At 63.9% G+C, this 24,341-nt stretch carries 23 protein-coding genes; 12 read left to right on the forward strand and 11 right to left on the reverse strand.

Annotated features, from left to right (window positions below):
• Position 1 precedes the first annotated feature (1 nt).
• The 3 genes from JW929_15715 to JW929_15725 are packed head-to-tail and all read right to left on the reverse strand — an operon-like array spanning position 2 to position 3,454.
• Entirely contained in the window at positions 2 to 739 is a 738-nt protein-coding gene (locus JW929_15715) for a glycosyltransferase family 2 protein (GenBank protein MBN1440854.1), read from the reverse strand.
• On the reverse strand, positions 736 to 1,473 hold the full coding sequence (locus tag JW929_15720) for a class I SAM-dependent methyltransferase (GenBank protein ID MBN1440855.1): 738 nt from the start codon (positions 1,471 to 1,473) through the stop codon (positions 736 to 738). Before JW929_15720 ends, JW929_15715 begins: the two co-directional genes overlap by 4 nt.
• A 16-nt stretch (positions 1,474 to 1,489) precedes the next feature.
• Complete coding sequence (locus JW929_15725; GenBank protein MBN1440856.1) at positions 1,490 to 3,454, reverse strand: glycosyltransferase family 39 protein; 1,965 nt, start codon at positions 3,452 to 3,454, stop codon at positions 1,490 to 1,492.
• 442 nt (positions 3,455 to 3,896) lie between these two features.
• On the opposite strand from JW929_15725, the gene JW929_15730 reads away from it, so the two are divergent.
• Positions 3,897 to 4,472 carry an FHA domain-containing protein gene (locus JW929_15730; GenBank protein MBN1440857.1) on the forward strand — a complete coding sequence of 192 codons (576 nt, stop codon included), beginning with the start codon at positions 3,897 to 3,899 and terminating at the stop codon, positions 4,470 to 4,472.
• Between the two features lie 258 nt (positions 4,473 to 4,730).
• Positions 4,731 to 5,438: a hypothetical protein gene (locus JW929_15735; GenBank protein MBN1440858.1), complete on the forward strand. Its 708-nt coding sequence runs from the start codon at positions 4,731 to 4,733 to the stop codon at positions 5,436 to 5,438.
• Positions 5,439 to 5,578: 140 nt separating this feature from the next.
• On the opposite strand, the gene serS is transcribed toward JW929_15735, so the two are convergent.
• Positions 5,579 to 6,850, reverse strand: a complete 1,272-nt coding sequence (gene serS / locus JW929_15740) for a serine--tRNA ligase (GenBank protein MBN1440859.1) — start codon at positions 6,848 to 6,850, stop codon at positions 5,579 to 5,581.
• A gap of 810 nt (positions 6,851 to 7,660) precedes the next feature.
• Between serS and JW929_15745 the strand changes: the two genes are divergently transcribed.
• The 5 genes from JW929_15745 to JW929_15765 all read left to right on the forward strand — a co-directional run bounded on the left by JW929_15745 (position 7,661) and on the right by JW929_15765 (position 11,011).
• On the forward strand, positions 7,661 to 8,008 hold the full coding sequence (locus tag JW929_15745) for an SUMF1/EgtB/PvdO family nonheme iron enzyme (GenBank protein MBN1440860.1): 348 nt from the start codon (positions 7,661 to 7,663) through the stop codon (positions 8,006 to 8,008).
• 748 nt (positions 8,009 to 8,756) lie between these two features.
• The gene (locus tag JW929_15750; protein ID MBN1440861.1) at positions 8,757 to 8,942 is read left to right on the forward strand and encodes a hypothetical protein; all 186 of its coding nucleotides are present in this window, start codon (positions 8,757 to 8,759) and stop codon (positions 8,940 to 8,942) included.
• 12 nt (positions 8,943 to 8,954) lie between these two features.
• Positions 8,955 to 9,293 carry a hypothetical protein gene (locus tag JW929_15755; GenBank protein MBN1440862.1) on the forward strand — a complete coding sequence of 113 codons (339 nt, stop codon included), beginning with the start codon at positions 8,955 to 8,957 and terminating at the stop codon, positions 9,291 to 9,293.
• Positions 9,294 to 9,306: 13 nt separating this feature from the next.
• Positions 9,307 to 10,692 carry a hypothetical protein gene (locus tag JW929_15760; GenBank protein ID MBN1440863.1) on the forward strand — a complete coding sequence of 462 codons (1,386 nt, stop codon included), beginning with the start codon at positions 9,307 to 9,309 and terminating at the stop codon, positions 10,690 to 10,692.
• Positions 10,693 to 10,831: 139 nt separating this feature from the next.
• A complete protein-coding gene (locus JW929_15765; GenBank protein MBN1440864.1) occupies positions 10,832 to 11,011 on the forward strand; it encodes a hypothetical protein in 180 nt (59 codons plus the stop codon).
• Between the two features lie 186 nt (positions 11,012 to 11,197).
• Here the strand turns inward: JW929_15765 and JW929_15770 are convergent, their stop codons facing one another.
• Together JW929_15770 and JW929_15775 are read right to left on the reverse strand one after the other, a co-directional pair.
• On the reverse strand, positions 11,198 to 12,058 hold the full coding sequence (locus JW929_15770) for a hypothetical protein (GenBank protein ID MBN1440865.1): 861 nt from the start codon (positions 12,056 to 12,058) through the stop codon (positions 11,198 to 11,200).
• 112 nt (positions 12,059 to 12,170) lie between these two features.
• Entirely contained in the window at positions 12,171 to 13,112 is a 942-nt protein-coding gene (locus JW929_15775) for a MoxR family ATPase (protein ID MBN1440866.1), read from the reverse strand.
• 228 nt (positions 13,113 to 13,340) lie between these two features.
• Here JW929_15775 and JW929_15780 point away from each other — a divergent pair, with 228 nt between their 5' ends.
• Positions 13,341 to 14,435: a hypothetical protein gene (locus JW929_15780; protein MBN1440867.1), complete on the forward strand. Its 1,095-nt coding sequence runs from the start codon at positions 13,341 to 13,343 to the stop codon at positions 14,433 to 14,435.
• A gap of 320 nt (positions 14,436 to 14,755) precedes the next feature.
• Here JW929_15780 and JW929_15785 read toward each other — a convergent pair whose 3' ends face one another.
• Together JW929_15785 and JW929_15790 are read right to left on the reverse strand one after the other, a co-directional pair.
• Complete coding sequence (locus JW929_15785; GenBank protein MBN1440868.1) at positions 14,756 to 15,226, reverse strand: hypothetical protein; 471 nt, start codon at positions 15,224 to 15,226, stop codon at positions 14,756 to 14,758.
• Between the two features lie 497 nt (positions 15,227 to 15,723).
• The gene (locus JW929_15790) at positions 15,724 to 16,947 is read right to left on the reverse strand and encodes a sensor histidine kinase (protein ID MBN1440869.1); all 1,224 of its coding nucleotides are present in this window, start codon (positions 16,945 to 16,947) and stop codon (positions 15,724 to 15,726) included.
• A 139-nt stretch (positions 16,948 to 17,086) separates the two neighbouring features.
• Between JW929_15790 and JW929_15795 the strand changes: the two genes are divergently transcribed.
• The 4 genes from JW929_15795 to JW929_15810 are packed head-to-tail and all read left to right on the forward strand — an operon-like array spanning position 17,087 to position 20,736.
• On the forward strand, positions 17,087 to 17,275 hold the full coding sequence (locus JW929_15795; GenBank protein ID MBN1440870.1) for a hypothetical protein: 189 nt from the start codon (positions 17,087 to 17,089) through the stop codon (positions 17,273 to 17,275).
• 2 nt (positions 17,276 to 17,277) lie between these two features.
• Entirely contained in the window at positions 17,278 to 18,216 is a 939-nt protein-coding gene (locus tag JW929_15800; GenBank protein MBN1440871.1) for an ABC transporter ATP-binding protein, read from the forward strand.
• 11 nt (positions 18,217 to 18,227) lie between these two features.
• Positions 18,228 to 19,493: an ABC transporter permease gene (locus tag JW929_15805; protein MBN1440872.1), complete on the forward strand. Its 1,266-nt coding sequence runs from the start codon at positions 18,228 to 18,230 to the stop codon at positions 19,491 to 19,493.
• A 19-nt stretch (positions 19,494 to 19,512) separates the two neighbouring features.
• Positions 19,513 to 20,736 (forward strand): ABC transporter permease, encoded by a 1,224-nt coding sequence (locus JW929_15810; GenBank protein ID MBN1440873.1) that lies wholly within the window; start codon positions 19,513 to 19,515, stop codon positions 20,734 to 20,736.
• 170 nt (positions 20,737 to 20,906) lie between these two features.
• On the opposite strand, the gene JW929_15815 is transcribed toward JW929_15810, so the two are convergent.
• The 3 genes from JW929_15815 to JW929_15825 are packed head-to-tail and all read right to left on the reverse strand — an operon-like array spanning position 20,907 to position 24,222.
• Positions 20,907 to 22,001: a hypothetical protein gene (locus JW929_15815; protein ID MBN1440874.1), complete on the reverse strand. Its 1,095-nt coding sequence runs from the start codon at positions 21,999 to 22,001 to the stop codon at positions 20,907 to 20,909.
• A gap of 3 nt (positions 22,002 to 22,004) precedes the next feature.
• Positions 22,005 to 22,193 carry a hypothetical protein gene (locus JW929_15820; GenBank protein MBN1440875.1) on the reverse strand — a complete coding sequence of 63 codons (189 nt, stop codon included), beginning with the start codon at positions 22,191 to 22,193 and terminating at the stop codon, positions 22,005 to 22,007.
• 22 nt (positions 22,194 to 22,215) lie between these two features.
• Positions 22,216 to 24,222, reverse strand: a complete 2,007-nt coding sequence (locus JW929_15825) for an AI-2E family transporter (GenBank protein MBN1440876.1) — start codon at positions 24,220 to 24,222, stop codon at positions 22,216 to 22,218.
• Positions 24,223 to 24,341 lie beyond the last annotated feature (119 nt).

Genomic DNA, 24,341 nt, shown 5'->3' on the forward strand with positions numbered 1-24,341 from the left:
TTCATCTCCGGCCCTTGCGCAGGACCAACCGGACCCACAGCGCCGCGAAGGCTTTCGCCGTCCGCCACAGGCGGGCGGGGCGGAAGAACTGCGAATCGCCGAAGCGGCGGTAATAATGGCTGACCGGCACTTCGGCAAACCGGTATCCGGCGTCTTGGAACCGCTTGACGAGTTCGAGGCCGATCGTTCCGGTCGTGCTCTCGAGCGGGACGGCGGCGAGGAGCGCGCGGCGGAAGAGCCGGAAGTCGCAATCCACGTCCCGCAGGCGGAACCCGAACAGCAGCCGCGCGGTGTGATGGTACGTCCGCCCCAGAAGCGTGCGGTACCACGGATCCTGCCGGGCGATTTTGTATCCGTTGACCGCGTCCACGCCCTCGGCGGCCTCCGCCAGTCTCCCGAGCTCGAGCGGATCGTATTGGGCGTCGCTGTCGGTGTAGAAGATCCACTCCTTGGAGGCGGCGGAGAAGCCGGCGCGCAGCGCGCCGCCGTATCCGAGCGATTCTTCGTGGGAGAGCACGCGCAGTTCGGGAAGCAGGCTGGCCAGCTCGGCCAGCACCGCGCCGCTGTAATCCCGGCTGCCGTTGTCGACGACGATGATCTCGTAGTCGGACGCCGTCCGGCGCAGCGCGGCGCGCGCCGCCAGCACCATGCTGGCGATCGTTCCGCCGTCGTTCATGGCGGGGAGCACCGCCGAGATGCCGCCGAGCTTTCGTCCGGGGGCGGAGGGGGCGCCGCTCATGGCTTGCTGCCCGCGCCGATGACGCTCAAGCCGAACGGCAGGCCCGTCCGGGCGATCCAACCCGCCTCCGCGGAAAGGATCCGAGCCAAAACGGCGTTGAAGGGGCCGGGCTTCCAGGAGAGGTCGGAGCGGGGAGCCGCGCGGAAGAGGGCTTCGCCGGCCTTCCGGACCACGGCCGCGGGGAACAGGAAGGTGTTGGCGTAGGATGTCCGCTCGACCCGGAAGCCGCCGTGGCGGAGCAGGGCTGCCACCTCGCCGCGGGTATAGCGGTGTTTGGTGCGGATCACCGTATCGTGTCCGCGGCGCATCCAGCCGTAGGCGGGCAGGCGGACGAACAGCCGCCCTCCCGGAGCGAGGACGCGGCGGATTTCCCGGACGGCTTCGAGATCCGACGGCACCGCTTCCCCGTACAGCACGTCGAACGAGGCGGCCAGGCCGAAAAAGCCGTCCGGAAAGGGGAGTGTTGCCACCGTTGCGCGCGCCAGCCGCGCGGCGCCGCGCCGGCGGCAGAATCGCAGGGCCTGGGCGGAGATGTCGATTCCCCACACCCGTCCGTAGCGGGCGAGGAATCCGGTCATCGCCGCCCCCGTGCCGCATCCCGCGTCGAGGATCCGCAGGCTTCCGCCGCGGGGGTACCAGCGGTCCAAGAGGGCGCAGGCGATCTCCGCCATCCCGCGGTACCACCAGTGGCTGTCTTCCACGCCGAACATCAGACCGTATTCGCTCTGCTCCATCCCGAAGCCGGACCTCCTAGGGCACGCGGTACACCAACACAAACAGGGTTTCGCAGTCGAAGAAAGCTTCGAGTTCCCCTCCCGGATGCCGATGCGCCCAATCCAGGAGTTCCTGAATCCGGTTCGGACTCGCGATCAGGATGTCGCCGGAGATGGGGTCGATGGTATCGATGGCGTCCGGGACGTTGGTGACGGATTTGTTTTGACTCAGAAAATCGACCGACAGATGCGTGCCGTACCGGTAGACGGTGTCGCTGAGAAGGTACACCGGATCCAGCGGCTCGAGGGTGGCCAGGAATCGGCCCAGGTAGGAGGCGAAGCGGGTCTGCGAATCGCCGCCGTAGCGGCACTTCCCGGCGTGATCGACGAAGTACGCCCATTGGTTGAAGACGAAGAGGTTGACCAGGATGAAAGCGGCGACTCCGACGTAGAGATTGCGGTTGCTGTTCCAACCCGCCCCGATGGCTTCCAGCGCCGCATCCAGCCCAATGGCGGCCATCAGCATGGCGGCCGGAAGGACCATCAGCATACGGTAGGAATCGGCGGATTCCGGGATGGCGAACAGGCCGATTGCCACCGGGCCGACCCAGAAGTATCCGTTGAGCAGGAGGTAATTCAGCCTCAGGGTCCGCCGGAGGGCTAGTGCGAGCCCGATGAGGAAGAATATGCCGGTGAAGAGGCTGAGGACGGAAATGAACGAGCCGTAGAAATCGATCGACGGATAGGCGATGAGGGTGAGGAAGGCGTGCGCCACGCGGCCGGCCAGGATTTCCGACACCCCCTTTCCGGTCGCCGCCGTTTGCAGCGACAGCCAGCCGGATTGGAACGTGCCATCGGTGTTCAGGCGGTTAAAGAATTCGTCTGCGTGGCCTGCGGCGAACACGGCCTGGGGGATGATGCTGACCGCCAAGGCTCCCCAAAAGGCGGCCAACACCCGGCCGGCGCCGGACAGCCGCCGCCGGAACAGAAGAAGCACGAGGAGGCTGAATACGGCCAGCATCATGGAGAAGATCTGCGGTGTGAGGTAGATGGCGAATTGGATCCCCATCAACACGCCCGCCGCCGCGGCGCGCAGGCGGTTCCCTTGGCGCAGGCCGCTCAGCAGCAGAAACAACTCCAACGGGACGAACCAGGTATCCTGGATGTACCCGACGGCGGCCGTCCGGCTGTAGTTCATGTGCGTGTGGGAGACGGCCAGCAGGATCGCGGTGAACAGCGCCACGCGCTTGTCGGCGACCTGCCGCGCGAGGAGGTAGGTCGCGGGGATGGCGAGGGTTCCGGCGACGGCCGGAATCAGCCGCAGGGAGAAGGTGCTGACGCCCAGAAAGACGAACGCCAAATTGATGATCTGCAGGTGCAGGCCGCCGAAATTCTCCCACAGCGCGAACGGATTGGCGAGCGGCGGCGAGATGGTGGAGAGGGCGACGTTTCCGATCCATCCTTCGTCGCCGTTGATCACGCGGGGAAGGTCGCCGAGTTTGTGGAACCGCAGCCCCGCCCCCAGCGCGGTTATGGCCGCCACCGCCAGGCACTCCTTCCAATGGCCCCGCAGCCAGCGCCGGATGTCCTCCCGCAGCGGCGGGGCGGCGGAAAAGGCGGCCAGATAGCAGGCCATGGCGCCGAACCACATGCCGATCACCGGGAGATAATTTTGGCGGTCGAATCTCATGAAGGCCAGCATCATCACGGCGGTCATGATGCTCATCAGCACCGCGGCCGCGGTCCACGCGCCGCGGCGGGTCAGACGGATCTTGGCGTTGAGCGCGGCCTCCGCAGGGGTGGTTTTCATCGTCCGGGCCGCCAGGAAAAGCGCGATCCCGGCCGCGGCGAAGCCCGCCGCCACGGGGATTTCCGGGGTGGGATCGGCAGGGTAGGTATACACCAACAACAACGCCACGCATAGCAGCGCCAGGGCGATCACAGAGGCGATCCCGCGCAAGGCGGAGGCGGGTGGTTCCTGGGATGAAGTCGCATTATTCATCTTGCCGTCCTCTGAAAGTGGTTTTCTGTCGGGAATCCTTCCGGGAAAAAACGGCGGAGGGTCCGGGCTGCCGGGGGATGAGTCCCATATCCGAGGCGTCCGCATCCGCCGCGCGAGCGCCGGGGAACGCGCCGGCTCGACCGGCCCCCGGCCGACATCCGGCTTCTCGATTCGGGAAGGGGCTCCCTCCGTGCGGATCGAAGCCTGCGGCGCGGCGTCCATTGCCGCGGGCGTGAACCGCGCCAATATTGTATAGACAGCGGTGGAAAAAGGAAAGGCGCGTGCGCGGATTCGGGCGCGGAATCCCGCTTGGGGGAAGAATCCGCACCGGGATTAACGGAGAATTTATCCGGGCGGACTTGGGGGAGGCCGGTGCCCTGGAATTTGACTTCCTTTCTTAGTAAGGGTAGACTCCTAGCATCCCCGAATCCAGGAGGAGAACATGTCCGAACAATACCGCTTGGTCATGAGCGTCGGGCCGAATCCCGGAAAGGTATTCGAACTGACGATGGATTCGATGAGCATCGGCCGCGAGGCGAGCAACGACATCGTGATTCAGGAATCCGAGCTCTCGCGCAACCACGCCCGGATTTCCCGCCGCGGCGGAGCCTACGTGCTGGAGGACCTGGGTTCGACCAACGGCACGTTCATCAACCGCCAGCGGATCACCTCTCCGCGCTCCCTCTCCCCCGGGGATGAAATCGGGTTGGGGGAAAACGTGGTGGTGGTGTTCCAGGGCGAAGGGGTCGCCGCGACGGTCGCCGCTTCGGGCCGCCAGCCCGCGCCGCGTCCGGCGCCGCCTCCGCCGCCGCAATACGCCCCTCCGCCCCAGTATGCCGCGCCCGTCCAACAAGCGCCCGCCAAGAAGGGCGGCTCGAACCGTATTTGGATCGTCGTCGGTGTGCTGGTGGCGCTTTGTTGTCTGTGCTCCGCCGGCGCATACCTGTTCGATGCGATGAACTTGTATTGCACTTCCCCCTTCGACATGATCTTCGGCCTGATCACGGTCTGCCCGTAGCCTCCGTGCGGAAGCCGGAAATCAAGCCATAAAGCGGCCGAATCCGGCCGCTTTGCGTTTTTTATCGAATCGGGTTTTCCGTCGGAACCGGTTTCCTCCCGGCGTTTTCGGCGGCGGAGGGATGCGGGCATAGGACAAATGGCGGCGGAGATTTTTTCCAAGAATGCGGGGAGTCTGCCGTATAATTCCCGAAAACCTCGGTGATGGGCAAGGCCGGATGCGAGGCGCCATCCCCCAAACCACCCAAAGGAGAGAGAGATGAAGGCAAAATTACGCCCGTTGGGCTGGATCCTTCCAGCCGTCGTTTTCCTGTTTGCCTGCACCATGACGTCGGCGGAAAGCACCGCCGCGCCGGCCAAGACGGAAAAGGCCGAGACGCCGGAGCCGGAACCCACGGCGACCCAAAGCAACGTGATCTTCGAGGATGATTTCTCCAGCTCCGCCAGCGGCTGGGGTTCGCTCTCGGACGAGTACGGAACCTCCAGCTACACGGACGGCGCCTACGTCATCACCGTCGAAGAGACCCTGACCTATCTGTTCGAGGATCTCGATGACCCGGCCGATTTGGCCGACGTCCAGGTCGACGTCGACATCATGGCCTCCGACGAAGTCCTGCACGATGCGGGGGTGTTGTGCCGGATCCAGGATTCCGACAATTTCTACTACTTCATCATCGCCAGCGACGGATACTACGCCATCGGAAAATTCAAAGACGGCGAGGATATCCTCCTCGGGACCGAGGATATGCTCAAGGATACCGACGGCGTGATCCGGCAGGGAGCGGCGGACAACCACCTGCAGGCGGTCTGCGCCGGCAATCAGTTGACTCTGGTCGTCAACGGGATCGAGCTGTTCTCGGTGGAGGATGAGGATTTCGCCAGCGGGGCGGTTGGCTTGATCGCCGGCTCCTACGAGGACGTGCCTGTCACCGTGATCTTCGACAATTTCGTTCTCGCTAAACCGTAGGGTTTTCCCGCGGATTAAAAAAACGGAGCGGCATGCAACAGCCGCTCCTTTTTTTTCCGTCCGCCCGCCTGCCCCTTGCGGCCCCCGCAAGGCAGCGTTCCCCATTCGCCGACGGCAAATGGGGCGCCGCGGGAAGGAGTTTACATCTTCCTGATGATCTCGATCCCGCCCATCCACGGCCGCAGGACCTCCGGAACCGCGATCCCCCCGGCCGCCGTCTGATAATTTTCCATCACCGCGATCATCGTCCGCGGCAGGGCCAGCCCCGATCCGTTAAAGGTGTGGACGAACTCGGGCTTGGCGCCTTTTTCCGGACGGTAGCGGATTCCGGCCCGGCGCGCTTGAAAATCCCCGCAGTGGCTGACCGAGGAGACTTCGAGCCATTCCGCCACCCCCGGCGACCACACTTCCAGGTCGTAGGTGCGCGCGGCGCAGAACCCCAGGTCCCCGGTGCATAACTGCTTCACCCGGTAGGTGAGTCCCAGCCCCCGGCAGGCCGCCTCCGCGTCCGCCAGCATCCTCTCCAGTTCCGCGTCGGCCTCCTCCGGACGCGCGAATTCATACATCTCCACCTTGTCGAACTGGTGGCCGCGTTTGATTCCGCGTACGTCCCTTCCGGCGGCCATCTTCTCGCGGCGGAAGCAGGCGGTGTAAGCGGTGTAGCGCAGCGGAAGCCGGCCAGCCTCGAGAATCTCTCCGGCGTGCAAATTGGTCAGCGGCACTTCGGCGGTGGGGACCATCCACAGGTCCTCCTCCGAGTCGTGGTAGAGGTTGTCGGCGAACTTCGGCAGTTGGCCGGCGTTGTAGAGCGCCTCCTCGCGCACGAGGTAGGGCGGGTACACCTCGCGGTACCCCTGGCGGATGTGCAGGTCAACCATCCAGGAGATCAACGCCCGCTGCAGAAGGGCTCCTGCGCCGTGGAGGACGTAAAACCGCGATCCGGTCATCCGTGCACCCTGCTCGAAATTCAGGATTCCCAGCGCCGGGCCGAGGTCCCAATGCGCTTTGGGTTCGAAGGGGAGCGGTCTCGGTTCGCCCGAAGCGCGCAGGACGACGTTCTCGTTTTCGTCGCGGCCGACGGGTGTGCGCGGATCGGGCAGGTTGGGGACGGCCGACAGCGCGCGTTGCAGTTCTTCCTCGGTTCGGCGGACCTCCTCATCCAGCCCCGCGATCCTATCCCCGACCCGCTTCATTTCGGCGATCTTCGCCTCGCGGTCGGCGGAATCCTTCTGCCGGCCGATCTCCTTGCTGGCGGCGTTGCGCCGGGCTTTCAGCGTTTCCGCTTCGGCCAGCAGAGCCCGCCGTCGGTCGTCGGCCGCAAGCACGGTTTCGAGCGGCGCCTCGGTGTTGCGGCGCCGCAGCATTTCACGGATTTCCTCGGGGTGGGAGCGGACGTAATTGATGTCAAGCATGGCGGTCTCCGGTTATTAAAAGAAGAATCCCTCTCCCGCAGCCGGTTGCCTGCGCCTCCCGGGCGCGCGGGTTTCGGCTTCCGCAGGACGAGGGGTTCTCGTGGTGCCACCTGCTTTCAGCCCCGGCCGCGGCCGGGACTCTCGGTTCGGCGCTATCGGGCCGGCCCGGCCCGCTTCGGAGAACGCTCCCCGCGGGCGACGGATCTTGCGATCGGCGAAGCGGACACGGCTCCGAGTGCCCTCTGCCTTGCACCGTCCGGCAGTTCGCTGGGGGGGGAATCGCGGGACCGCGATTTTCGCGCTCGTCTGGGAGGGATTATACGGATGCGAAAGGCGGAGTCAAGGAGCGGCGGATCGGCTGTGCCCGAAGGTTTCCCCTTCTTTTGCGCCGCCGGCGGAGCGCGGCCGGTCTGGCCGTCGAGTGTCGTTCCCAAATTGAAATGAACAATTATGGAAAAGTAATCCTTGATCTTCGCGGCCGTCCTTTTTTTGCCGGGTTGCCGCGGCGGATCGACGGAACCATCCGGTGTTCCCCAAGCCGGGAATGCGGTTTCCGGACGCATGGACAGCGCCGAAACGGCCGCGGAAGCCGCGCGAAAATCGGCGAAGGACGGTATGGATATGCTCCTTGTTCCGGAAAGATGTTACCGGATGGACTCGGATGGCGGGCCGGATTGTGAGGCGCCGTCCCGCAAAGTTGGGCTGGACGCTTTCCGGCTCGATCGGATGGAAGCGGCCAATGCGCAATTCGAAACATCCGTCCCGGGGAGCGGATAGGAGACGGATGCCGGACGGAGCGGGTGGAGTTATATCTACGAGGCCGGGTCCGCCGCGGGGAATAAACCGATCGGGGCGGATTGGCGGGGATTGGAAAACCATCCGGCGGCGGATTGTGACTGGAACGATGCGGCGCCTTATTGCCGATGGGCGGGCCGGCGGCTTCCCGGCGAGGTGGAATGGGAAAAAGCTGTCCGCGGAACGGATGGGCGCGGCTGCCCCCGGGGAATCAACCCCCGGACGGCGATTAGGCGAATTTCACCGACGCGAACATCAACCTGGATTGGACGGATGTGCAAATCGACGACGGGTACGGGTTCGCATCCTCGGCGGGCATCCCCGTATGGCGCATTGGATAAGGCGGGAAATGTGTGGGAATAGGCGAACGATGGATTCGATCCGTATCATTATCGGGAGCCAATCGAGTGGATTAACCCGATCGGACCTTCGACCCGGTCGGGATGAGCGCTGAACGGCGGATCTTGGGCGGACGGCGCCATGGTGGTTTGACCGCCCGTCCGGTCGGGATACTGTCCCGTGGAAGGATGCGCCTACTGCCAATTCCGATGCGCATCCTCAAGTATGGAAGCGTGGAAAAAACCGCGACGTGACGCGTGCGGGAATCTCCGCTTTCCGCGGGTCGCTTGCGGCGGTCGCCATTTTGGTTTCTTGCAATTTCCATCCGCGGCTCTTGGCGCGCGGATTTCCCGGATCGATAATTATCGGACGCAATACAATTCCGTTGATGCCTTTTCGCGCGAGTATAATGATCTTCATCGGACTTGCCGCCCGATATAAAAAACCCGTTCCGCCCCGACGCGGTTGAGGACGGAAACCCAATCGACGGCGGATTGATTTTTAGAAAAAGAAATGGCTTCACGTCCCGGGAGGAGAATGGACAGCCGACAGCCGATGCGCGAACGAAGGAGGAATCCTCGACGGCGCTTGATCGTCCTCGCCGCGGTCGTGGTCGGCGCCGTGGGCGGGATCGGCGGCCGTTTTTTCGGAAAGGCAATCCTGGGATCAAAGGCAAGCCGCCCTGGCGCAGGAATTGGCGGAGCGGGCTCAATCCCTCCGGTCCGCGCCGGGTTCCCCGCCGGGACTGGCGGTTTTGCTGGCGGTCCAATCCATGAAGCGGTCACCTTCAAGTACGGCCGCCGAAATTCTGCTGGACGGCGGCTTTACGGCGCGGTCACTCACCTTCCGCGGGCACGTCGGGGGCGTGAACTCGGCGGCCTTCAGCCCGGACGGCCGGTATACCGCCTCGGGAGGCCTGGACAGCGTTGTGATTGTGTGGCAGACCGCCGCAGACTAGGAAATCGCGAAGGTGATTTGCGGCGATGAGGTGATGTCGGTCGCCTTCAGCCCGGACGGACGGTATATCGTCTCCGGCAGCATCGACGGAGCGGTTTGGATCTGGATGCGGCGGCGCGATGGCGTGATCGCCAACGCCTGTTCCTGTTTGCCGCGCAACCTGACCCGTGCGGAATGGCGGGAATACATCGGCGAAGCGCTGACCTGCCAGGCGGTCTGCGCAGGCTTACCCAGGGATCCGGAGTCGACGAAGATCCCCGTCGCAGAGACCGCGACAACCTTTTTTATCGGCGACGGGGTCGCCGGCGGATTGGCTGTCGGCGGATGGAACATGATTGCGGCTTCGGGATAAAGGATTCCGGCGAATGATGCGCAATTATGCCAAAGACGCCCTGATCGTTTTCCTCCTCCTGGCTTTGGTTTACGCGTATTTCTTTCAAAACCCCGGGGCGAACGGAAATTCACGCTTTAACCTGATCTTCGCCGCGGTGCAGGAAGGCCGCCTCGCCATCGATTCCTTTCACGACCGGGACGGCACGCAGACCACCGAGAAAGCCTATCACGACGGACATTATTATTCGGACAAGGCCATCGGTCCGTCGCTGGTCGGAGGATTCCTGTATGTTCCGCTGTATGGAATGTACCGGTTGTTTCATCATCCGAGCCTGTACTTCGCCAAATGGATCTTGACGTTTCTCGTCGTCGGGATTCCCTCCGCCGCGGCCGGAAGCGTCATGTTCCTGCTGAGCAGGCATTGGTCGCAGAGCCGTTGGCGGGCTTTTGGGGTCGCCATGGCGATCGGCTTGGGCACCCTGGGCCTGCCGTACGGCGTCGTCTTCTACAGCCACCAATTCGCCGCGTCCCTGTGCTTTTTCGCCTTCTTCCTGATGTACCGCATGAAGGAGGACCCCGGGACGCCGGCAAACGGATATGTATTTCTGATCGGTTTGCTGCTGGGCTGGGCGTTGATCAGCGAGTATCCGACTGCGGTGATCGTTCTGGCTTTGGCGGGCTATTATGGGTTTGTCATTGCGGGCCGTTACGGTCCCCGCCGTTGGCGGATGATGGTCCTGCCCGTGCTGGGCGGATTGCTGCCCATTTTCCTTCAAGCGATGTACAACCGCTTGTGTTTCGGAGATTTTCTGTCGATCGGTTACGGGTACGAAAGCAACCCGGTTTTTGTATCGGGAATGCGGCAGGGCCTGATGGGCATCCGTTGGCCCGATGCGGAAACGATGTTCTACATGACCTTTCATCCGACCGTGGGATTGTTCTGGCAATCGCCGGTTCTGCTGTTGTCCGTCGTCGGAGCCGGATTTCTGCTTCGGAAGCATCCCCGTCGGGCCGAACTGATCTTGGCGGTTTGCGTCATCTGCGCGTACATCGCCGTCTTCTCGGGGTATTACATGTGGTGGGGCGGTTGGGCGGTGGGCGTGCGCCACCTCATTCCGATCCTTCCCTTTTTCTGCATCCCGTTGTCGTTGATTCCCCGACGGCTCGACGGAGTGTTCGCGGGATTATGCGCCGTGTCCGTGGAGCAGATGCTGATCGCCGCGGCTAGGACCATCAGCGTGCCGGAGACGATGGTATTGAGAATCCGAAGGCTGGGCTTTTTGAATATTCCAACATCTACAGCTATTGCTGGCAACAGCTTGTGGAAGGCCGTTTCGCCTAGAATCTCGGAAATTTTTTCCTTGGTTTGGATTCCTGGGGCAGTCTTGTCCCCTTGCTGGCGGGCGCGGCCGGACTAACGATTTTCTTTTTTCCGAGCGGGGGTGATGCCCGGCGGCCGGGAAGCGGCCTCCCCGTGGTTGCCGGCCCCGGCCGTGCGCAGCTGGACGGGCGAGCCGCCCGCAAACCGTCGGATGCAGGAAAAATGGAGGATGGCGCATGCTGAATAAGGATGAAGAAAAAACCCTTGCAATAAACTTGGCCTTGCTTGGCGGCGGAATCGCATTTCTGGCGGTCGGCCTTTCTTCCGACCTGTCCGTATTTTTAATCGTGGGCCTTTGCCTAATGGCGTTCGGTGTGGCGCGAATGATGGGGAAAACCAAGAAGAAGGGATCGTGAAGATAGCAAAGCGGGGCGAGGCTGACGGCGGAAGCGGGATTCGCGAGGGAAGCCCTTCGGCTGGCCGCGGCGCGGGGTTTGGGGGGCGGTCGGTCCCGGCAGTGTAAGGAAAATGGAATCAGGGGCGGTTGACCCCGCTGGGTGAGTTTACCGGAGTGGGTTCAACCGCCCTTTTTCAATGCCCGGCTACTCTGCGGCCGCGTCCAGCAAGGCGATCGTATGATCGAGCAAACCCGGGTCCAACCGGCTGCCATGCCCGGGAACGACGAAATCGGCGCCAAAGCGTTTTAAGGCCTCGATGGCTTTCGGCCAATTCTCCATATCGGCTTCGCGGGTATTGCCCACCTGGTGGCCTCCCAGCACCATGCAGCTTCCGAACAGGATCCGCTTCCCGGGGAAATACACCGCCAATTTATCCGGCGCCTGGGTCGGCCCCGGCCAATAAGCCTGCACCTGCTCCTCTCCGAACGAGAGCGTCAACCCATCCTCCGCGGAAAACAGATGGTCCGGCGGCAGGTAGGGAATCTCCGCATGGGCTTGGCGGAAGCGTGCATCCGCCGGCCCCGCGAGCATCTCCAAAAGGTATTTCCGGGTTTGTTCCCCCCGGTCGGCAAGCAGTTCGGCGGTGAGGCCGGATCCGTAGACCGGAATTCCGGCCGCGATCAGCGCCCCGTTGCCGCCGAGGTTGTCGACGTGGTAGCCCGGATTGACCGCGACGATATTGCGCCCCCCGAATTTCCCGCGGATCCATTTCAGCACGGCCTCCATCGCCTCGGGGGTGTACGGGGTGCCCGCCAGCACCAAATCCGAATTCTCCATTTCGGCGATCAGCGAATTGGCCGGCCACGGAAAGGAATGCGTGACCACGAACGCGTCCGGACGGATCTGCCGCACGTACAGGCCCTCGCCGAGGTCGATCTGCGCGAAATCGCTTTCGGGGCCGACGGCGGAGGGCGCGATTGGAGAGGGCGGCGCCGCCGTTTCGGGTTGCGGGACGCATCCGGCGGGAAAAAGGACGAAGGCGATAAGGAGGAGTTTTTTCATCATGGCGGCGACTGTACCACGGTTTCGCAGCCTGCCCGGAATCCGTACGGAGAACGCAGGGATGTGATAGGGGTATTGCGCGGCGGAGGCGATCCGGAAAACCGGCGGACGCGGATCAGATGTTTCCCGGCACCATCGTGTTTTCGATGATCCCTTCGATCAGCGACTTCGGGGTGACGCCTTTCAACCGCGCCGACGGGGACAGCAGCAGGCGGTGAGCCAGGACCGGGGCGGCGACCGCCTTGACGTCGTCGGGAGCGACGTAGTCCCGCCCGGCGAGGATGGCCCGCGCCTGCGCGGCGCGTGCCAGGCCCAGGCTGCCGCGCGGGCTGGCCCCCAGGTGCACGTCGGATAGGGTCCGGGTCCGCGAGACCAGGTCCACGATGTATTGCCTCACCCCGCGTTCGATATGCACACCGCGGACTTCCTTCTGGGCTTCGAGGACGTCTTGCGCGCCGGCGACCGCCGCAAGGTCTTCGATCGGGTGTTTGATCTGCTGGCTTTCCACCACCCGCTCTTCTTCCGCCGCCGGCGGATAGCCGACGGTGATCCGCATCAGGAACCGGTCCATCTGCGCTTCGGGCAGGGGGTAGGTGCCTTCGTGCTCGATCGGATTTTGGGTCGCGAGCACCTGGAACAGCGGCGGCAAGGCGTGGGTCACGCCATCGACCGTCAACTGGCGCTCCTCCATCGCCTCCAACAGCGCCGCCTGGGTTTTCGGCGTGGCCCGGTTGATCTCGTCGGCCAGGACGATTTCCGCCATCAGCGGCCCGGGCCGGAATTCGAATTCGCGCGTTTGCGGGTTCCAGATCGAAACCCCGGTAACGTCGCTGGGCAGCATGTCGGGGGTGAACTGCAGGCGGTTGAAGCTGCAACCCAGGGAGCGGGCGATGCTTTTGGCCAGCACGGTTTTGCCCACCCCGGGGACGTCCTCGATCAGCAGGTGACCCTGGGCGAGCAATCCGGCGACGGCCAGTTCCACCACGTCGTCTTTGCCGAAGATGACGCGGGTGACGTTTTCGATCAGGCGGCGGGCAAGGGTGTGGGCGGAATCCATAGGAAAAACGCAATCCCTCTTTCTGAAAACACGGATTTTAAGGATGATAACGGATTACGCGGAAAATACCAATTCCATCGGTTGAAGGATACCATATCACGCCATATTTCCCGCGGAGTTCACGGGATTCTCCAAGGATTAACTGCCGCTTTACATCGGCTCCACGGCGGCTGGGGGTATAAAAAGAAAGCTTTTCGTTTGCGCAAGCTGTTTCCTCTGGAGGGCGCCATGTTTGATGTCAAGCGGATTGCGTGGATCCTGATTTTCTCGACCGCTGCGGCTTGTAACCTCGCCGCGCCCGCGGAGCCCACTCCTTCGGCGACGAAACCCAACACGCAAAAGGGGAGTTGCGGAGATGGAGTGTGCAACGGTCCGGAGAACGCAACCGTGTGCCCCGCCGATTGCGCCGGACCCGCGGCCGGCGCGGAAGCGGTTTTATATTACGGGGTCATGGTCCATCTGGAGGGTTGGGACGACGCCGGCAAGGAGGAGGTCTTTGAGCGCCACGCCGAACTGGTCCGCCGCTACGCCTCGCTCTTCGAAACCTACGGCGCGCGTTTGACCCTCGAAAGCAAGGAGTTCACCGACGGCTGCATCCGGTGGGGGGAAAACGTGCTTAAGGAAATGGAGGACCGCGGCCACGGAATCGGCGTGCACGCCGACATCGGCGGAGAGAAGGACATGGACTGCGCGGCGTTCGCGCCCTTGCTGCGCGAACGCAAGCAGACGCTCGAATCCCTCGGGGTGCGGGTCCGGCACGCCTCAGGGATCGTCTCTGCCTGCGATTGGGTGACCGCCGCCGCGGACGCCGGCTATTCGTTCGCCTCCGGCACCGTGGCCTACGCGTTGATGTCGCTGCGCGAAGATCTCCGCCCGGCGGGGTTCGCCGATTGCGCCGGGCCGGGCGCGTGCCACCAGGCCTATCCCTTCGATTTCGCCGGGCGGCTGCACCCGTGGCGGATGAACAGCGGCGAGGATTGGATCCTGCCTGATCCGAAAGGCCGGCTGGTGATTCTGCCCTCGGGCGGCAGCCTGACCTGCGCCGCGGAGGAATCGGGATCCGGCGATTCCTACACCAAGTGCGAATTCGAACCGGCGGACGTGGATGCCTTGATCGCCGAATTGGAACAGGCCCTCTCCTACGTGGAAGCGGGTTTGGTGAATACCTATTACATTTCTTGGAGCATCGGGGCGGAGCGGGACGAGTCGCTGCTCGAGGATTTCCTGCGCCGGGTGAAGCCGTACGTCGACGACGGCAGGGTGCAGTGGAAGACCCTTCCCGAGATGTACGACCTGTACGTGGCATGGGAAGGGACGCAGTAAAATGAAAATCCCGCTGCCTGTCCCACATTGCCGTTCCTTTTTTTCGAGACGCGGCAAACTATAGAAAACGCCAGCCGTGCTGAGCGAATCGACTTCGCCGGTTGTACTGGATTCCGCGCGTGCCCACTTGGCTCGGGGAGCTCGGGAGGACTATTTCGGCGATGACAGGTTTTGCGAATAGAACGAAGAACGGGTCGGGCAAAGGGGGAAGGCGCAAGGGGGCCGGGATGTAGTGCGGGATGGACATGAAAAAAAACCAGGCGCCGTTTTGCGGCGCCTGGTTTTTCATCATTTGCAGGCAATGGCCGGATGGATTCCGCCTACAGATCCTTCCAGGTGGCAAAGAAACCGATCAGCGCCCCGATCAATCCGAAGCCGAGGCTGACCAGGGTGTCCTTCAAGGCGAGGATTTCCTGAAATCCGTCCACCGCGGCTCCGAGGGCTTCCGGGAACGACGCCTGGTATTCCCGCATCATGACCAGGATTTGGAAAAGCGTTTCCCCCAGCAGAATGCTGAGCAGAGTGCCTCCGACGGCCGCCGGGAGGAAAAGCAGGGCGACGGCTTTGTGGATCGGGCTGAGGGGCAGGACGATCGCCGCGGCGACCGCCAACCCGAGGATGATGGCGATGAAGGAGTAAACGGAGTTTGTGAAGTAAGCAAGCAATCCCCAGGCTGCGGCTCCCAGCACGATCGCCAGGGATCCCCAAGCAAGGGAGAAGAAGAAGCGAAGCAATACCGGTTGGGATGGTTTTGCGGCTTGCGGTTGTTCTTCGGCGGGTGCGGTGCTCATAAAAAAAAACTCCAGGGTTCGGGTTGGAAGGAATTATACCCACCTCGGGCGAATTGTTGCGGATCCGGCGGGCCTCCGGAAGTACTGCTCCGCGGCCGGCTATTTCACAGGATGGGATAGCGGGAGGCGTCATCCTTAGCGGAGTGAAGGATCCAAGCGGATCGCCGCAGATGCTTCGCTTTCCCCCCCTCCGGAAATGCTTCGCATCATGATGCCGCTGATGCTTGGCGCTCGGGGGAGCGCTCGCTAAGCCACGGATTTTCACGGGCTTAAAAAATTGGTCGAGCCAGGACTGGCGAGCCCGTCGGCCGGGGCGGGGGTAGACGGATTCCCTTTAGACGGAGCGAAATTGCCCCGCATTCTTTATTCTTCTTGCGGTTATTGGCTGCGGGAGGGTGGCAGAACGGTTCCGCCCGGAGCCAACCCATTCGAGTTGGCCCGGCCGTTTTCGATGAGGCGTTTGGTTTGATGTGCAGGGAGCCCGGACGCAAAGGGAATCACTCTCCGGGGATGGGGATGCGGATGGCGATCGATGTGCCTTGTCCTTCCGCGCTGAGGATTTGCAGTGTTCCTCCGGCAATCCGGACCCGTTCCCGCAAACCGATCAATCCGTAGTGGCCGGCGCGGTCTTCCTCGGCTGCGGCGTTGAACCCGATGCCGTCGTCCACGACTTCCAGGGAAAGCGAATCCGCGCCGCCCCGCAGGCAGACCGACGCCCGGCGGGCTTGCGCGTGCCGGGCGATGTTGGTCAGGCCCTCGGAGACCGTCCGCAGGACAAGCTCCGCGGTTTCCTCGGGGATCTTTCCGGTGATCGAAAACTCGAGCGCGCAAGGCAGGCCCGAGGCGGACGTGAAATGCCCGATCTCGGTTCGCACGGCCTCTTCCAGGCCGCCCGGCGGATCGGCGCGCAATCCGTCGATCGCCCGGCGGGCTTCGGCCAGCGTGGCGCGGGCGCGGGTCATCGCCTGCTGGACGATTCCCTGCGCCCGGGCGGCCCGGCCGCCGCCCAGGTGCGAATCCGCGGCTTCCAATTGGAGAATCAATCCGGCCAGTCCCTGGGCCAGCGTGTCGTGCAATTCGCGCGCCATGCGCTGGCGTTCGTTCGCCAAGGTCAGGTCTTCGATTTCATCGGCGTACTCCGTCAGGCGGCGGTTGGCGGCCTCCAACTCGACGAGCAGCTCCTGGGCTTTGATGCGCGCGTCGGCCTGGCGGCTGTAAAGCACCACGTAGATGATGACGAAGGCCGTCATCGGGAGAATGGCGAGCGTCCACCAGAAGATATCCCCCTGCGGCAGCACCCAAAAAAAGCTCACAACGGAAAGCGCGAGGATGCATAGGATGATGATGACATTTTTCCACCAGGCGCCGGTGAACATCCCCGCGGCTTCGCCGATCAATCCGAGATACAGCCCGACCAGCGCCCCGAGCTCTCCGGCGAAGGAGACCAGGGTGAAAACGATCGCCGCCTGGATCGCAATGTAGGCCCAGACGCTCCAGTTCTTTTTCAGCCACCAGATGCTGATCCAATGAAGGAATAGATGGGCGATGAAGAGGACGGTAAAGGCTGTCAGCACGACGGGGTCGCATAGGCGTGAAGACGAGATGACCGTCCAGACATAGATGAAGATGAACACGAATGTCAGGAACAACATGAACGGCCATTCGGAATGGGGCCCCCACAGCGATTGCAGGCGCGCGGCGAAGGTGTGGATCCTTTTCATGGACGTATTGTACTCCGCGCGCGACCCGTTCCCATTGTCCTTTGGGACAGTGTCCGAACGGGCAGCCGCAGGCGCGCCCGGCGGGCGATGCGGGAGGCGGCGCGGCGGGGTATGCTGGCCCCATCTTACGGAGGAAAAAATGTCCAAGTCGATTAACTTCTCCCAAATCGTTTCCCTAGCCCTGCGGGGCGTGGCGATTGCGATGGCCGTCGCCGCGGTGGTGCTCGGCTCCTTGTCCGCCGCGCCGGCCGAGACGATCGTCGTCATCCTCGGGATCGGGCTCTTCACGCTCGCCCTCGACGCACTCGACAGCGGCAAAGAGGGGTGATCATGGAGCAAACCATACTCGTTCAGGAGTTGCGGAAGTCGTTCGGCTCCGTCCATGCCGTGGACGGAGTGAGTTTTTCGGCGGGGCGCGGCGAAATTTTCAGCCTGCTCGGCCCGAACGGCGCCGGCAAGACCACCACCATCTCGATGCTCGCCGGCCTGCTGCGCCCGGATTCGGGCGACGCCGCACTGCTGGGAAATTCCATCCGCAGCCGGTCGGCGCAGGCTCGGGCGGTCCTCGGCGTCGTCCCCCAGGAGGTCGCGCTCTACATGGACCTTTCGGCGCGCGAGAACCTCTCGTTCTGGGGGAAGATGTATAACCTGCGCGGAAAACAGCTGAACCGCCGGATCGATGAGATCCTCGGGATCATCGGACTGGAGGAGCGCCAGAAGGGGCGGGTGGGATCCTTCTCGGGCGGGATGAAGCGGCGGGTCAACATCGGCGTGGCGCTGCTGCACCAGCCGCCGATCGTCATCATGGACGAACCGACTGTCGGGATCGACCCGCAAAGCCGGCGCCACATTCTCGACGCCGTGAAGCAACTGCGCGGACGGGGGATGACCGTCCTCTATACCACCCATTATATGGAAGAGGCGGAGGAACTTTCCGACCGGATCGCGATCATGGACCAGGGGCGGATCATCGCCAGCGGGACGAACGCGGACCTGGTGAAGCTGGTCGGCCAGGATACACGGATCGAGTTGGCGGTGAACGCCGAATCCGCGCGCGTGCTCGAGCTGTGGCGCTCGATCGAAGGCGTCCGCGGCGCGTCGGCGGATGACGGGCGCATCACCGTCCTGGCCGCCGACAGCCACGCGGTTCTGCCGCGGTTGTTCGAAAGCGCCGCCGCGCGCGGCGCGCGCATCACCTCGCTGGAAATCCGCGAGCCGAATCTGGAGGCGGTCTTCCTGCACCTGACGGGAAGAGCGCTTCGCGAATGAAAGGCGGAACCATGGGAACTCTTTGGATTGTTGCCTGGAAAGACATCCGGCGGGCGGCGCGGTCCGTCTTCCTGCTGGTGTTTGCGCTGGTTATTCCGCTGTTGACCGCCGGGGTGTTTTATGCGGCCTTCGGCGGGGTCTCCTTCGGAGACGAAAGCGCCGCCGTACCCAAGCCCCGGGTGCTGGTGGTCAACCTGGATCCGGCCGGCGAAACCGCGACCCTGCTTGAAGGCCTGCTGGCCGGGGATGATCTTGCCGCCGTCTGGGACGCCGCGCGCGAGCCCGATCCGGCGGCGGCGCGGGCCGCGGTCGATCGGGGCGAGGCGTCGGCCGCGGTCATCATCCCCGCGGGTTTCTCGGCCGCGGTGCAGTATGCAAAACAGGCGGCCGCGGTCGAGCTGTACCAGGATCCGGCGCAGACGGTCGGCTCGGCGATCGTCCGGTTGGTCGTCGCCCAGGTGCTGGATGGAATCGCGGGCGGGCGGGTGGCCGTAGCGGCTTCCGGCAAGGCCCTCGCCGCCCGCTCGATTCCACTCGATGACCGGACGGCGTCCCGGATCGGCGCGCAGTACGCGGCTTGGGTGCAGGCGGAGGCGGGCGCCGGCTTGGGGGAGGCTTGGCTTGAGGTGCAATCCGTCGCCGGCGCGAAACAGGCACAAGGCGACCTCCTGACGCAGATGATTTCGACGATCATGGTCATGATGATGATCTTTTTTTGCTTCTTCACCGGCGCGTCGGCGGCGCAATCCATCCTTCAGGAGCAGGAGGATGGCACCCTTCCGCGCCTCTTCACCACGCCCGGGCGGCGTTCGGCGATCCTGGGCGGGAAAATGCTTTCCGTTCTCCTGATCCTGTCGATCCAGCTGTTTGTCCTCTTGGCGGTTTCCGCCCTGGCGTTCGGGATCCGCTGGGGGGATTTGGCCTCCGTCGCCTCGGCGGCGGCCGCCACGGCGGTGCTCAGCGCCTCGTTCGCCCTCTTCCTGACGTCGTTTCTGAAGAGTACGAAACAAGCCGGGATGGTGTACGGCGTAGTGGTCAATCTGATCGGCTGGATCGGAATCAGCCGCCTGTTCGCCCAGTTGGTCCCCGGATTGGAAGAGCTGTCGTCGTATGCCGACGTCGTTTCGCTTGTTTCTCCCCATGGCTGGGCGGTCCGCATCTGGCAGGAATCCATGGGCGGACAGCCGGTCTGGATCACCCTGGCCGCCATGATGGCCGTCAGCCTGATCCTCTTCGGGGTGGGAGTCCATAATTTCAACCGGCGGTTCGCCGGATAGAAGCGCGGGAGGCAATGCCATGCGATTACTCGATGTGACTGCGAAGGATGTTACCCAAATTCTGCGCGATTGGAAATCGGCGGCGTTTCTTCTCGGTGCGCCGATCCTCTTCACCGTTCTGATGGGCGTGATGATGGGCGGGCTGGCGGATTCCTCCGAAGCGGAGCCACGCCTGGCGGTGGGTGTGCTAGACCGCGACGGGGGGGCGGCGGCGCAAAGCCTGGCCCGGCTGCTGGAGCTGGCGGAAGCCGTGCGTCCGGTGACGGTCGGGGCGGAGGACGCCGAATCGCTGGAGCGGCAGGTGGCCGAGGGAAAACTGGCGGCGGCCGTCGTCGTTCCCGAAGGCTTCACCGACGCGCTGTTGGCGGGGGAGGATCTGCAGCTGGAATTTCTCATCGACGAGAATTCGGGCGCGTCCAGGAACGCGGAAAACGCCGTCCGGGCGGTCGTGTTCCGGCTGATGAATGCGGTCCGGACGGCGCTGTGGAGCGCCGATATCGTCGCTGAGCGGGACGGATTCACGGACGAATCGGACCGCCGCGCTTATCTGGAGCAAGCCCTCCGGGAAGCGGTCGGGGAGTGGGAGGCTGCGCCGGTCGCCCTGCAACTCCGCTCGGCCTCCCCGCCGGAAGCAGGGGCGGACGCGATCCCGGGCGGTTTCGCGCAGTCGTCCCCGGGAAATATGGTGACCTTTGCGCTGGCCGGATTGATCGGCGCGGCGGAAATCATCGTCTGGGAGAAAAAATCCGGCACCCTGCAGCGCCTGCTGACTACATCGATCTCGCGCGCGGAAATCCTGGCCGGGCATTTTCTGGCGATGTTCCTGATGGTCTTCGCGCAGGTGGTTTTGCTGGCCGTGTTCGGCCAATTGGTCTTTGGATTGCCGTACTGGCAGGCGCCCGCCGCGCTGCTGCTACTCGCCGCGGCGGTGACGTTCTGGATCGCGGCGATGGGGCTGCTGATCGGCGTGGTCGCGCGCAATCCCGATCAGATCGCGATGATGGCGATTGTCCCGATGATGGTGCTGGCCGGCTTGGGCGGAGCGTGGATGCCGCTGGAGGTGACCGGCGAGACGTTCCAGGCGGTGGGCCGTCTGACGCCCACCTACTGGGCGATGCACGGTATGCAGAACCTGATCCTGCGCGGGCAGGGCCTGCCGGGAGTGATCCTCCCGACGCTCGTCCTGTGCGGTTTCGGCGCGGCGTTCATCGGCTTGTCGGCGTGGAGGTTTCATCGGGAGTAGCCTGTTCCCGCTCCTCGATCCTCCCCCGTCAAGCGATTTTTTAACAGAGAAGGAGGGGAGATGGGGGCGCCTCCCCCGACAACCCCAGACCGGTTATCGGGGGAGGTTTCGTTCGTGCATTCCTCCCCCGTCAAGCGGTTTTCTTGACGAGGGAGGGCAGGGGAGGGGGATCACCGCAGAAACACCAAGTACGCCAATCCCACCAGTCTGAGTTTGTTCCACCACCATTGTCGCTTGGCCGCCGCGTACAGCCCCATGCAAAGAACCAACCCGCACGCCAATCGCAGGATCCCCAATGGTTCGCGGAAGGTTGAATAGGGGGCGAAGGCGATGACCGCCGCGTTAGCTGCAAGCAGCAGGCTTTCCGGGGAGATCCGCCGGCGGAACAAGTCGCACGCCGGGGCGGCCAAGCCGTAAACGGCCGGGACGAGCAATCCGGGCAGATACACCGCCGACATCGCGGCCAGCGCGGGAAGGCTGGCCTGCCCGATCCGGAACAGGCCGGCGAAGGGAATCCATTCGAATGGGGTTGCGTCGGCGCCGCCGCTGCCGATTCCCGGCGATCCGAACGTCCGCCACAACCAGATTTGCATCAGCGCAAAGGGAAGCAGGGAGGCGGAGATCAGGAGCGCGTCGCGGGAACGCCGCCGGGAGATCAGCCAGGCCGCCCAGCCGGCCACAAAGGGGATCATCGTTTCCTTGGCGAGCATCGCCAGCCCCAGCAAAGATGCGGCCGCGAGGATCCGGCGGTCGAGCGACGGCCCGGAGATCCACAAGGCGAGGAGGACGAGCAGCAGGGCGAGCGGTTCGGAAAGATCCAGGCGCACCGCGCCGACCAGCCCGGCCCACAATCCGAACGCCAGGCCGCCCCCGCGGCTTCCTCCGCGCTGATGGAGCAATTCGCCGGCCACAAAAGTTGCGGCCAGCAGAGAGAAAAAATTCACACCAACGAGGGTCCAGGGGATCGCCGCCGGGATTCCGAGCGCCAGGGTGCGGGCCAACAGAGGATAGAGAATGTGCTGGTAGCGGTAAGCGGGAACGTCGAGACGGGGCGCAACTCCCTGCGGATCGGGGTCGCGGGCGATGTAGTAATTAAACTGGCCGTCGTAACCGTCGGAGCCCGAAGGGTCCGCCTCGCTGAACCGCGTTCCAAGGAATGCGAATGCCATCGGGTCGCCGCCGGCCTGGAGGAGGACCCAGCCGAGGTACGCCGCGGCGAGCGCCGCGGCGCACAGCGTCGGCGCAAAGCGCGCAAGCCGGCCCATGGCTCAGGCGTTGGCTTGTATCTGGCCGACCAGTTCGAGGAATTCCCGCCATTCCTCGCGGAAGAAGTGCAGTGTCACCGGTCCCAATTCCACGTTCCAGGTCGTTTCGCCGTCGGGTTCTTCCGCGGAATACACCAGGTAGTTTTCGGTTTCGGCGACGGTTTCGGTTTTAATCTCCGGTGCCTCGGGCATGCCCCACCTCCTTCGGATTGGGTTATAGGACGGGCGGATCGGAACGCTCGTAGAGCCACAGCCGGTGGTCCACCATCTCGGCGAAGCCGGCGCGCCGCGCGGCATCCGTCAGGCGGGGTCGGTCGGGGACGTTCCACGCCGCGCGGACCGCGCCGCGCTTCCCGGCCAGCACCCGCAATTGGCGCAGCATCGGAGCCAGACTTCCGGGGGGCGAGAAGACCGCCGCCACTTCCAAGCTGGGTTTATGGTCGTGCTCGGAATCGTAGGTCAACAACAGGGCGGACCGTCCCCGCCACCACCAGGCGTCCCCGCGGCGGACGAATTCGGCTAAATGGGCTTTGGTGAGGGTGCTCCAGTGCCAGCCGTCGTTGACCAGGTTGGGAATCTTCCAGGCGGCGGCGCGTTCCTTCCACAGGGCGGTCGCTTCCGGCGTATCCGTTTTGGCGGCGGCCTCATATTCGCACGCGCCGCCCTCGATGGGCGCCGCCGACGTCATCCGGAAAACCCCTGCCCGCCGGAAGCCCAGCCGGTCGCACAGCCGGTGGACCGGCAGGCGCTGGGAGGATGTCGCCAGACGGATCACCCCGCCGTGTTTTTTCCACTCCGCCAATAAATGCTCGCTCAACCTGGACCCGATCTTCATCCCCTGGTATCCGGGATGGACCCGCAATCCTTCCAGCCACCACTCCTCCGGGCCGAGGCGGGTGAGCTTGCCGAATCCGATCATCCGGCGATCCGCCTCCGCCGCGGCCAGCAAGCCTTCGCGGTCGGCCAGCCATTCGGACCAAACCTGCGGCGTGTAATCGTGCCCCTCCCATATCTGGGCGGTGAGCTCGAGCATGTCCTTCCGGTCCGACATCCGCGCCGGGCGGATGCGGACGGCGGCCGTCTTCAAATCCGGGGTCTGCGCGCCGCCCTCTACGGGCCAAGGGGGGAGGTCGAACAGTTTGGCGTGGACGTATTTGGCGAACAAGCGCGCCGAGGCGATGATCGGTCCGGCGAGCAGCAGCCCCGGAATTCCGAGCAGGGTGAATCCGACCAGCGCGCCGACGATCAGGATCGCCGGGTGGAGTTTGAGTTGGTCGCCCATCACGCGCGGGATTAAAAAATTCGATTCCAACTGCTGCAGCACGCCGCCGGTGACGCCGACCACGACCGCGAACAGGATCGGAGAGAGCCCCAGCCAATTGTTCGGCTGAAAGAGGGCGATCACCACCGCGGTCGCGCCGACCACGTTTGCCCCGACGATCGGAATGAATTCGGCCACGGCGGCCATCACCCCGAGGATCGCGGAATAGCGCACGCCCAGGAGGGTCATCGCCGCCCCGATCGCCAGGCCCATGATCAGGCTGAGCAGAATCTGGCCGCGCAGGAAGGCGTTCCAGATCGGCCCGAGCTCTTCGAACAGCCGGCCAATGTCTCCGCGGTGTTTTTCGGGGAAGATCAGGATTAGGCTGTGCTTCAGGGCGTCCATGTCGTGCAGGAGGTAGTACGTTACGATCAGCGTAAAGGCGGTCCATCCGAAGAAGGCGACGATGTCGGAGGCGGCGGTGGTCATCCAGTCGGTAATCCCGCCGATCCAATCGCGGGCGCCGGAAATCAACGTATCCTGGAGGAGGGCGGCGTTGGGGGAGGAGAAGTCGAAGGTGAACGGCCCGAGAACGAGCGGTTCGTCCGCCAGCGAATCGAGCCAGTCCGGGATGCTGTTGATGAATTTCGTCACCGTGTTCAGCACGCCGGACATCTGCTGCTGCAGCAACAGGCCCGCGCCGCTGGCCAAGCCGGCCAACAGCAATAGAACCAACCCATATAGGACCAGGACGGCTGCGGTGCGGGAAAGCCGCAGGCGGCGGGTCAGGAAACTCACCACCGGGTCGAGCAGGTATGCCAGAACGAAAGCCATGATGAGCGGCATGATCAGGACCTGGAATCGCACCAGGAAGTAGCCGATCACCGCCAGCACGGCCAGCATGACGGTCAGTTTGGCGTTTGTGGACCAGCGCGGCGAGGCATCCAAAGGTCGATTCACCCCTTCCGGGTTCCCGGGAACGGAGCGCGTCAGTCGGTTTGGCAAATTCGATCCGCCCCCATTCTAATCTTTCCCCGTCCTTCCCGCCATATTGCAGTGAATTCGATCCACCGGCCTGA

This window comes from Anaerolineales bacterium, from assembly GCA_016928575.1.
Lineage (GTDB): Bacteria > Chloroflexota > Anaerolineae > Anaerolineales > RBG-16-64-43 > JAFGKK01.

What these genes read in the sequence shown, in the direction of transcription:
- JW929_15715 (MBN1440854.1), bottom strand. Translation starts at nt 739, where the DNA reads ATGAGCGGCGCCCCCTCCGCCCCCGGACGAAAGCTCGGCGGCATCTCG.
- JW929_15720 (MBN1440855.1), bottom strand. Translation starts at nt 1,473, where the DNA reads ATGGAGCAGAGCGAATACGGTCTGATGTTCGGCGTGGAAGACAGCCAC.
- JW929_15725 (MBN1440856.1), bottom strand. Translation starts at nt 3,454, where the DNA reads ATGAATAATGCGACTTCATCCCAGGAACCACCCGCCTCCGCCTTGCGC.
- JW929_15730 (MBN1440857.1), top strand. Translation starts at nt 3,897, where the DNA reads ATGTCCGAACAATACCGCTTGGTCATGAGCGTCGGGCCGAATCCCGGA.
- JW929_15735 (MBN1440858.1), top strand. Translation starts at nt 4,731, where the DNA reads ATGAAGGCAAAATTACGCCCGTTGGGCTGGATCCTTCCAGCCGTCGTT.
- serS (MBN1440859.1), bottom strand. Translation starts at nt 6,850, where the DNA reads ATGCTTGACATCAATTACGTCCGCTCCCACCCCGAGGAAATCCGTGAA.
- JW929_15750 (MBN1440861.1), top strand. Translation starts at nt 8,757, where the DNA reads ATGAAGCGGTCACCTTCAAGTACGGCCGCCGAAATTCTGCTGGACGGC.
- JW929_15760 (MBN1440863.1), top strand. Translation starts at nt 9,307, where the DNA reads ATGATGCGCAATTATGCCAAAGACGCCCTGATCGTTTTCCTCCTCCTG.
- JW929_15765 (MBN1440864.1), top strand. Translation starts at nt 10,832, where the DNA reads ATGCTGAATAAGGATGAAGAAAAAACCCTTGCAATAAACTTGGCCTTG.
- JW929_15770 (MBN1440865.1), bottom strand. Translation starts at nt 12,058, where the DNA reads ATGATGAAAAAACTCCTCCTTATCGCCTTCGTCCTTTTTCCCGCCGGA.
- JW929_15775 (MBN1440866.1), bottom strand. Translation starts at nt 13,112, where the DNA reads ATGGATTCCGCCCACACCCTTGCCCGCCGCCTGATCGAAAACGTCACC.
- JW929_15780 (MBN1440867.1), top strand. Translation starts at nt 13,341, where the DNA reads ATGTTTGATGTCAAGCGGATTGCGTGGATCCTGATTTTCTCGACCGCT.
- JW929_15785 (MBN1440868.1), bottom strand. Translation starts at nt 15,226, where the DNA reads ATGAGCACCGCACCCGCCGAAGAACAACCGCAAGCCGCAAAACCATCC.
- JW929_15790 (MBN1440869.1), bottom strand. Translation starts at nt 16,947, where the DNA reads ATGAAAAGGATCCACACCTTCGCCGCGCGCCTGCAATCGCTGTGGGGG.
- JW929_15795 (MBN1440870.1), top strand. Translation starts at nt 17,087, where the DNA reads ATGTCCAAGTCGATTAACTTCTCCCAAATCGTTTCCCTAGCCCTGCGG.
- JW929_15800 (MBN1440871.1), top strand. Translation starts at nt 17,278, where the DNA reads ATGGAGCAAACCATACTCGTTCAGGAGTTGCGGAAGTCGTTCGGCTCC.
- JW929_15805 (MBN1440872.1), top strand. Translation starts at nt 18,228, where the DNA reads ATGGGAACTCTTTGGATTGTTGCCTGGAAAGACATCCGGCGGGCGGCG.
- JW929_15810 (MBN1440873.1), top strand. Translation starts at nt 19,513, where the DNA reads ATGCGATTACTCGATGTGACTGCGAAGGATGTTACCCAAATTCTGCGC.
- JW929_15815 (MBN1440874.1), bottom strand. Translation starts at nt 22,001, where the DNA reads ATGGGCCGGCTTGCGCGCTTTGCGCCGACGCTGTGCGCCGCGGCGCTC.
- JW929_15820 (MBN1440875.1), bottom strand. Translation starts at nt 22,193, where the DNA reads ATGCCCGAGGCACCGGAGATTAAAACCGAAACCGTCGCCGAAACCGAA.